Annotated in this window: 7 protein-coding genes; 3 read left to right on the top strand and 4 right to left on the bottom strand. The window is 68.3% G+C overall.

What is annotated here, in order from left to right:
• Together I55_RS16545 and I55_RS16540 are read right to left on the bottom strand one after the other, a co-directional pair.
• Positions 1–282, bottom strand: a 282-nt coding sequence (locus I55_RS16545) for a CrcB family protein (RefSeq protein WP_044561683.1), incomplete at its 3' end; no start/stop codon positions are given.
• Positions 279–1,229, bottom strand: a complete 951-nt coding sequence (locus tag I55_RS16540; protein WP_044561682.1) for a hypothetical protein — start codon at positions 1,227–1,229, stop codon at positions 279–281. The genes I55_RS16540 and I55_RS16545, both read right to left, overlap by 4 nt.
• Positions 1,230–1,417: 188 nt before the next feature.
• Between I55_RS16540 and I55_RS16535 the strand changes: the two genes are divergently transcribed.
• Complete coding sequence (locus tag I55_RS16535) at positions 1,418–1,876, top strand: hypothetical protein (RefSeq protein WP_148293785.1); 459 nt, start codon at positions 1,418–1,420, stop codon at positions 1,874–1,876.
• A 33-nt stretch (positions 1,877–1,909) separates the two neighbouring features.
• Here the strand turns inward: I55_RS16535 and I55_RS16530 are convergent, their stop codons facing one another.
• Together I55_RS16530 and I55_RS16525 are read right to left on the bottom strand one after the other, a co-directional pair.
• Complete coding sequence (locus tag I55_RS16530) at positions 1,910–2,419, bottom strand: heme-degrading domain-containing protein (RefSeq protein ID WP_044561680.1); 510 nt, start codon at positions 2,417–2,419, stop codon at positions 1,910–1,912.
• Positions 2,420–2,520: 101 nt separating this feature from the next.
• Positions 2,521–3,348: an OmpA family protein gene (locus I55_RS16525; RefSeq protein WP_083901170.1), complete on the bottom strand. Its 828-nt coding sequence runs from the start codon at positions 3,346–3,348 to the stop codon at positions 2,521–2,523.
• A gap of 205 nt (positions 3,349–3,553) precedes the next feature.
• On the opposite strand from I55_RS16525, the gene I55_RS16520 reads away from it, so the two are divergent.
• Together I55_RS16520 and I55_RS16515 are read left to right on the top strand one after the other, a co-directional pair.
• Positions 3,554–4,957, top strand: coding sequence for a hypothetical protein (locus I55_RS16520; RefSeq protein WP_148293784.1), 1,404 nt, complete (start codon positions 3,554–3,556; stop codon positions 4,955–4,957).
• A gap of 108 nt (positions 4,958–5,065) precedes the next feature.
• The coding region (locus I55_RS16515; protein WP_044561678.1) for a tetratricopeptide repeat protein at positions 5,066–6,392 on the top strand (1,327 nt) is incomplete at its 3' end.

Raw genomic sequence — 6,392 nt, 5'->3', positions numbered from 1 at the left:
CCCCCCGCGACACCAGCGTGCCGATGTCCAGCGAGAACGAGGAAAAGTGGTGAACCCGCCCAGGACGCCCACCGCCAGGAAGGCGCGCATCTCAGGCGAGACCTGCCACACCCTGCCGCCGGCTTCAACCAGCACGCCCATGAGCAGTGAGCCCACGATGTTGACGAACAGGGTGCCCCAGGGGAAGTCCGTCCCCAGCAGGCGCCCCAGCCACACCTGCGACAAGTATCGCAGGACCGAGCCCAAGGCGCCGCCCGCGGCGACGACGATAACCTGGTTCATCCCCCACCCTCGACGCCGGTGACACCGAAGATCCATCCTTCGCGCCGCGCCGTGCCGGTGTCCAGCCCTTTGGGTGTCCAGACATCGTCGCGGGACGCCCACCGCATCATGCCGGCGGCGGCGATCATGGCATCACCGGCGTGGTCGTCAAAGACCGTCGGCACGTCCGTCCCCGCATGGCTGCCCATATGACACCCCATTCGGGCCAGCGCCGCCGCCATGGCGGCGCGGTCGCGTATCTTGGCCAACCCATGGGCGCGCCGCCGGAACAGGGTGGGGTAGATCTCGACAACCGCCGACCGCGGCCCCGCCGGCCCCTCCAATGCTTCCGCCGGCCATACCGCCAGCGCATTGTCCAGGCGGGCCTTCAGGTGGCGCAAGGACCGCATGCCGGCCAGCGAGGCCTTGCCCACCTGCTTGGACGCCGCCGCCAGGTTGAAGACGGAGACGGGGTTGCCCACACCCGTGCGCGCCGCCACCAGTTCCACCAGGCGGCGTTTGCCGCCGCCTTCCGCGTCCGTCCAGTGCGCCGGCCGCTTGCCCGCCGCCCAGAAACTGGGGTGGAGGCGCGGGTCGGACAGGGCCGGCGTGCCGCAGAAGTCCAGGGCCATCGGCCCGTCGCCGGCGGCATCCTCCACCAGGTCCCATAGGCTGAACAGGTCGTTCACCCCGGCGACGCGGCCATCCAGGTAGCCGTCGCCCGCCACATAGGGCAGGGAGAAGCCGCAATCGATGCCGACCAGGGCGCGGGCTCCATTCCCATGCAACGCCGCCAAGCGGCCGGCCACCCAGTCCATGGCCTGGCGGCGGGTCCAGTGGCGGGCGGGCGGCGGCACCAGGTGGACGACGCCGTCGACCGGGCGGACACGGGCGATGGCGATACCCCGGGCGGGTAAGGCCCCCGTCCAGTCGATGCCGATATACTCATCAAAGACCGCCGCCGCCATACCGTACCTCCAAGGCGCCCCTACCCGCCTGTCTCCCGCGGTACCGCGAGGCGATAGGCCGCCGTTTTTCAACCATGCCACCCCTGCCCCGTCTGCAACGGACGCGCGCACGGGTGGCGGGCAGGCAACAGTTGGCAGGATGGTGGCACGTGGTAAGCTATATGACCGTCGCTGCGGAGACTTTTCCCGTGCTCGCCCGTACTTGGCCCTTTCCCGCCCGCCCGCTTCCCGCCCTTTTGGGGCTGGCGGCCCTTGTCCTGACGGCCCTGGCGGCACCCGTTGCCTTTGCCCAGACGGCCCCGGCCCCGCAGCAGCCGGCCGCCGCCGATCCGGCCAAGGCGGCCCCCAAGCCCGGCCTGGATAAGAACGGCCTGCCCACTTCCATCGTCAAGGTGTCGGCCCCGCCCCAGGATCCGGACGCGGTGGCCCCGCCCCGCACCGAAGGCCCGGTCGATGAAATCATCATCACCGCCCCCCAGTTCGGCAGCCGGGAGGAGGTCGAGGCCTTCCACAAGGCGGAGTTCGAGCGCCTGGACAAAATTTATGGCAAGCATGAGGAAAAGCGCAGCCGGGGCGACACCCTGACCAAGACGCCGGAAGCCAACACGGGCACCACGCGTGATGGCCCGATCACCCTTGATCGCTAACGGGCACAGCCGCGAGCGGTGGCGGGTTGCCCCTCAAGCCAGCGTGATATCACTGATGTCCCGGCCTTGCACGTGGGCCAAGGCAGCCATGGCCAGGGCGTGATCCTCGCGCTGCGGCAGGCCGGACACGGTCAGCGCGCCGATACAGCCGGCACCGGCCACGACCAGCGGCACGCTGCCGCCATGGGTAGCGTAGTCGCGGTGGGCAAGCCCGCTCTTAGCCTCCAGCGTTGTGCCCTGCTGCGCCAGGTTCAGGCCGATGGCGTAGGAACTGCGGGCGAAGTGCAGGGTGGTGTTGCGCTTGCGCCGAATCCAGTCGTCATGGTCCGGCGTGGCCGGCCCCACCGCCAAGCGCAGCACCTGCTGCCGGTGCAGCGACACATCCACCACCAGGACCCCGCCCCGCTCCAGCCCCGCCTGCCGCAGCCAACCACCCAGCGCCCAAGCCACCTCGTGGCTGAAGCGGTCAAACACCAGGCGCTGTTCCTGCGCGGCGATGCGGCGCAAGTCTTCTGTATGGGACAGGTCTTCTCCGTGGGACATGGGCCCTCCTTCACGTGGATGTAATGCATTTCATATGCGATCGCCGCTCAAGCCCCTAGGGGAAAGCGCGCCAGAGGGGAAAGCAGATCCGAGCGGCCGCTTCACTGTTCCACGATGATGGCGACGCGCCGGTTGGCGGCCCGGTCATGGGGCACCAATGGCTTGGTGTCGGCATACCCCACCGCCCGCAACCGGTCCGGCGCCACACCGGCGGCGATCAACGCGCGCACCACGGCGCTGGCGCGCGCGGACGACAGTTCCCAGTTCGTGGGAAAGCGGGCCGTCGAGATGGCGACATCGTCCGTGTGCCCCTCGACCGTGACGACGCCGGGCAATGCGTTCAGGCCAAGAGCGACGGTCGCCAGGAGGCGACGGCCGGGCGCCGCCAAGTCGGCCTTGCCGGAGGCGAAGAGGATGCGATCCTTGATGGCGATGGTCAGCCGGCGATCCGTCGAGCTGATATCCAGGTCCGCCGCCTGCCCCGCCGCGTCCAGTTGCGCCAGCAACGTGCGCACGCGGGCCGGCAGTGCGGCGGCAGGCGTCCCCGCCGGCGCCTCAGCCGCCCCTCCCATCACAGGCTCGTCACCCGTGGAAAAGATCGGGGCGGAAAAGATCGGGGCTGTCGGACAATCCGTCGCGACCGCCACCGGCATGGACGGCGGCATCGCCGTGGAGGGCGCGAGCCGCCCCTTCATGCCCAGGATGGCGAGCATGCCCAGGAACACCACCATCAGCAGGGTGACCATGTCCATGTAGCTGATGACCCATTCCTCCGACTCCTCCACCGGCGGCGGCGCTGTGATGAGCGGCTGGGTCTTGGGTCGACGGGCAGCGGAAAGCGGAGAAGGAGCAGGAGCAGGAGCAGGAGCCGCGCCATCCGCGACGTGCGTGGAGGAGCCGTCCCCTCTCCACATGTCAGTCATCGTCATCAACCCGTCAGAGCATCGCCTTAGCGAGAGGATTTCCTAGGAAACCTCAGGCCGCCTTTCCGATTTGATAATTATTTTCACAATCATCTTCCCGATTCCACGTTCTTGAGCGGATGTCATAGGCCGACAGCGTGATTTTGATACAAATCAATATCCAAGACTAGAGTCGAATAATATAATAAAAACTGCACCTTGCGAGATTACCATGCTCGCGCATTACATCACGGGCGCGCCCAGAATGGCCAATCATACTCAGATAAATCCAGACGATCCCTCAAGTATACTGCATATTAAAGGGACAAATCACGCCGTACTCTTGGATTTGTCCGGCGTCGCGGATGCTTATGAACCGGTCATCCACAGAATTGTGAATGCGGAACTCAAAGCGATTACCGGGGACGCCGCCTCAGACTTAAGAGTTAGTACTTATAGGGTAGGCGACTACGGCTGGCTTTTGATTGGCGGTGAAGATGGGCTTCCCGCTTTACTCGCCGCAGCCGATCGCATCAGCCATGTCTTCGCGGACGCGCACCAGGGCAAGGTGGATGTGCACTGGTTCATCCTGCCCCAGGAAGCCAAGCCATTAGCCGCTTGCCTGCGCCTTCTTGCCGGTGAACGTTCGGCTCCTCCGCCACCACCCGCTTTGAATGACGTCACCACCGTCCTGCAAATCGAACGGGCTCTGCACAACGCTGACCTGTCCTCGCTGATCCGCCGTGACTCCATTCATCAGGTGGACAAGAACGGGACGCTGACCCCTGTCATGATGGAACAGACGGTCGATCTGGAGGCGCTGGAGAAGATGTTCACGGTGAACATCCTGAAGTCACCGTGGATGCTGGCCCGCGTCACGGAGATCCTCGACCAGCGGATGCTGCGCCATCTGCTGCACCAGGAACCGACACCGCGTATGCCCATCGCCATCAAGCTGCACGCGGGCACGGTCCGGCATGCCGACTTCAACACCCTGCTGGATGAATTACCCGCCTACTGGCATGCCCGCCTCGTCATCGAACTGCCCTACGCCGAATGGCGCGCCGCCCCCGCCGCTGTCGAAGCGGCACTGGCCATAGGGCGGAAACGGCAGTGCATGCTGGCGCTTGACAACATTCCCGCTGACCTGCCGCCTGACACGGCCCTGCCCGATGATGTTCTGCTGCGCTTCACCACCGACGCCGGAAAGGGTGCGCCCGAAATGGGTGCATCCGGAATGGGTGCTGGCCTGGGTGGGCCTGGAATGGGCCACGGGCCGGCGACGCTGCGGCCCCATGCCGTACCGCACACGCCCGCCCTGAAGGCCCTGATCCATCGCCTGGGGGTGGAACGGTGCATCCTGACCCATTGCGACAGCCTGGCGCTGGTGCGCCAAGGCCTGGACGCCGGCTTCCGCCTGTTGCAAGGACCCGCCGTCACCGATTTCGTGGAAATGCGGCGCGAGTTGCCGGCCAACGCCCCGGCCGACAAGACGCCGGCTGCCGAGGAAACGGATGATGTCCTGCCAGAGGACGGGACGCCGGACGAGAAGCCGCCCGGGTTTTGGGCCCGTCTCCGCCGTTGGCTGCACCGTCCGGCGGCACCACGGAAGGATCAGACGCCACGGGAGAAATGACCCAAGGGCACGCCCCATCCCCTTGCGCCGTCGGGGGCGGGGTGGCCTATCCTTTGGTGGCACGCTATTACTAGGCCCATGGAGCAGGAACGCGTCAGGGCCCGGAGTATGCGCACCGTCGGGGAGGTCCTGGCGGTGGCGCTGGAGCATCACCGGGCGGGCCGCCTGGCGGATGCCTGCGCGCTCTATTTCTCCCTGCTGGCGCAGGAGCCGGAGCAGCCGGACGCCCTGCACCTGCTGGGCGTGGCCACGGCCCAGACGGGCCGGCCGGGGGAGGCGGAGCCGCTGATCGCCCGGGCCATCACCCTGCATCCCGGCGTGGCCGATTTCCACGCCAACCATGCCCAGGTGCTGGACACGCTGGGCCGCACCGACGAAGCGCTGACCGCCTACACTCAAGCGCTGCGCCTGAACCCGCGGCACCCCGACGCCCTGCGCAACATGGCCGGCCTGCTGGCGCGGATGGAACGGCTGTCGGCCGCCGCCGACGCCCTGCGCGCCTGTGTGGAGCGGGCCCCGGACGACCTGCCCACCGTGGTGGAACTGGCCCGCCTGTGCGAACGGCTGGGCCGGGGGACGGAGGCGGAGGGATGGTACCGCCATGTCCTGGCGCGCGATCCCTTCCATACCCTGGCGCTGAACAACCTGGGTGAGTTGCGGCGCCGGGCGGGCGACGCGGCGGAAGCCGTCAGCCTGCTGGCCCGCGCCGTCGCGGCGGCCCCCGACGCCCCCCTGCCCCGTTGCGCCCTGGCGCACACCCTGACCAGCCTGTGCCGCTTCGAGGAGGCGGAGGCGCACCTGCGGGAGGCGATGCGGCGCCGGCCGGACGCCATGCTGCCCCACCGCGACCTGGGCGTGCTGCTGCGCCTGCTGGGCCGGACGGAGGAGGCGCTGATCGCCTTCCAGGCGGCGGTGGCGCTGGCGCCGGACGAGCCCGCCGCCAACTTCGGCATCGCGCTGTGCCTCTTGCGCCTGGGGCGCTATCGCGAGGGTTTCGCCCTCTACCGCTGGCGCTGGCCGTCAGCCGCCCGGCCAGCCAAGCACCAGGGCCTGCCCGCCTGGTCCCCGGGCGTCGCGCCCGGCCTGAGGTTGCTGGTGTGGCATGAGCAGGGGGTGGGCGACACCCTGATGTGCCTACGCTTCCTGCCCCTGCTGGCCGGGGCGGGCACCCGCCTGACCATCGAGGTGCCGGCCAGCCTGGCCCCCCTGGTGGCGGCGCAAGGCTTTGGCGCCGTGGTGGTGGACGCCCAGACGCCGTCCCCCGGTACGCCTCCCACCACCGCCCCGCCCTGGGACGCGCAGGCGCCAATGATGGACCTGCCGGCGCGCTTCTGTCCGGAGCCGGCGACCGTGCCGTGGAGCGGCCCCTACCTGAAGGTCGATCCCGGCCGCAAGTTGCGCTGGGCGCAGATGCTGGGACCCAAGCGGGCCGAGG

The sequence above is a fragment of the Azospirillum sp. B4 genome, from assembly GCF_000333275.1.
In the GTDB taxonomy this organism is placed as follows: Bacteria; Pseudomonadota; Alphaproteobacteria; order Azospirillales; family Azospirillaceae; genus Nitrospirillum.
Note: the sequence above shows the minus strand (reverse complement) of the source record. Positions and strands in the feature narration are given on the sequence as shown.